This window comes from Dapis hubbardiae BLCC-M172 (assembly GCF_050016015.1).
GTDB lineage: Bacteria > Cyanobacteriota > Cyanobacteriia > Cyanobacteriales > Microcoleaceae > Trichodesmium.
Genome location: NZ_JBNHEQ010000318.1, coordinates 1 through 2,438, shown reverse-complemented (window position 1 = coordinate 2,438; position 2,438 = coordinate 1). Strand labels below are relative to the sequence as shown.

Annotated in this window: 1 protein-coding gene; it reads right to left on the bottom strand. The window is 32.0% G+C overall.

Annotated features, from left to right (window positions below; genetic code table 11):
- Positions 1–470 precede the first annotated feature (470 nt).
- Positions 471–2,438: tetratricopeptide repeat protein (locus ACP6PK_RS29590; protein WP_426565076.1), on the bottom strand; the 1,968-nt coding region annotated here is incomplete at its 5' end.

The window sequence follows — 2,438 nt, the reverse complement described above, 5'->3', positions numbered from 1 at the left end:
TCCTTGAGCTAAATATATTTCTGCCTTTTGATGTAAATTAATTACTGATATTTTTTCATCCATTGTTCTATTAATGCTTTATTTTTTACCGAAAAATTAAGGTATAAAGCCTCTCCATTTATGGAGAAAAAAGAAAAAAATTCCTTTTAGGCAATCCTCTTCTTTATAACAAGAAGTAATTATTAATTATTAATTGTTAATTAGGGCTTGCTGATTAAATCTAAAAGCATTGACAGATAAAAGTTAGTGCCTTTTTAGGTCTGGAAAAAGTACAAGGTTTTCGTTCTAAAGAGCTGCATAAAGTGAGGATTTTTGGTTGACGCTCTTGCTGAAAAATTAAGGGATAATTCTTGCTCCTGTCTCCTCTAAATTCCCCATTTCTCCTGTCTCCTGTCTCCTGTCTCCTGTCTCCTGACTCCTACCCTTAACCATAAGACTTTTTCAGCAAGCCCTAATTATTAATTGTTGAACTAAACTACCTTTGCCAATGTCAAAATTTTTAATAGTCGCTCTAAATTAACGAAAATATTTTGTCTCCATAATAAATGTTCCTCTAAATTACTCTCAACACCCTCAGCTATTAAATGATAATGTAAAAGATTACATAAACTGCTAATTTGCCAGTACAAAGGAATCACAAAATTAGCAGCAAAAATTTCAATTATTTTTGTTCCTGGACTACAAAAAATTATATTTGTCAGTCCGGCACCATGAGGAGCTACTATTACTTTAGCTGCTGCCATATATGATGTTTGTTCTGCTACTGAGATTGATTCTAGAGTAACACTAATAAAACCAAATTTATGCAAAAAATTGACTACTTCTTGTTCATTAATAACTTTTCTGTAGTCAGCGTATTTTCTACTTATATATATTCGTTCTGGTTTTACAGATAAATTTTTCATATTTTCTGGTTTTAAAAATAATGTTCTGAGAAACTCACATCCCCATTTTGTTACCCTCATACCATTTTGTTTTCCTGTAAATGAAGGTATAACTAATCTCTTAGATTTTATGTGAGGATAAAACTTATTTTCGATGATTTTTTCAATAGGAATGTTAAATCTAGCTAAAGTTTCTTTTTGACTAGCTGTTCGGCATTCTAAAAAAACAAATTTATCAATTTTTAGATTGCTTTGCCTCAACAACTCTATTCTACTAACTACATCAATCATCCAATGAAAATAATTAGTTCTACCCCATATTCCTGAGAAAAAAGCTACAGTTCCATCTATGTAGTGAACAGGAGGTAATTTTGATGAAGATATAATCACTTCAGCACAACCTGTAGAAATATCTTTTACCAGTTTATTGTCTGAGGTAATAACTGCAGTTGCTCCTAGTTTTACACAACCTCTTCCTTCTGGTAATACAGCTATATAAGCTTCGGGTGAGTAAGCTTTATTATCTCTAAAAATGCCATGCACTTGTTGGTCTATTGTTTGAGAATGTAATAGATTGACTTGATTAGCTGAATAAATTTTTATCTGAGTTATATTATTAGCTGGAGTATCAGATGTAATTTCCCAATTTCCTGTTAATTTTAAAAATTTTTCTATCCAATCTTGGGGTAATCTTTTATGTTGCTGAGATTTCCATATCTGAGCTGCTTCGTGACGGTTTTGTTTTTTTAGAATGTACTCTATGTCTCGATTAACTTCGTAATAGTTGGGTTTAAGTTTGAGAGCTTCTATCAAATAAGGTATTGCCTCAGAGAACTTTTGCTTTTGAAAATAAGCATTTCCTAATGCTCCGTAATACCAGCAAGAATTGGGATTAATTTCTATAGCTTTTTGGTAGCTTGATATAGCTTCATCCATCAAACCTTTTTCTTGTAAAGCATCCCCTAATTTTTTGTAAATCCAATCTTTATCTGCTTCTATTTCTAGGGAATAACGATAAGCCACAATTGCTTCATCCCATGCTTTCCTTTGGGTATAAATATCTCCCAATATTTGATAATTCCATGATAAATTGGGGTTCTTTTCTGAGGCACAATTACATCTATCAATCAGTTCTTCAAATTTTCCTTGTTGCCAGAGAATTTCATTGATTTTTCGGTGAGTTGCCCAAGCATCTGGTTGGAGTTTTGTGAATTGTTTATAATATTTGACTGCTGCATCTAATTCCCCTTTTTTTTCTAGAATTTCTCCTGATTTTTTGTAAGACCAGGGAAAATTACGATTAATTTCTATAGACAAACGAAAATTACTAATTGCTCTATCTAACTCTCCTATTTCCTGAAATAATTTTCCTAGTTTATGATGAACTGCCCATAAGTCTGGCTTCAGTTCAATAGCTTTTTGATAATAATTTATTGCCTCATTGAAGTATTTTTTGTTCAGTGAAATATCCCCTAAATTTTGATAAGCACCTACCAAAGATGGATTGAATTTTATGGCTTGCTGGAAATAGGCGATCGCTTCTTCTATCTCACC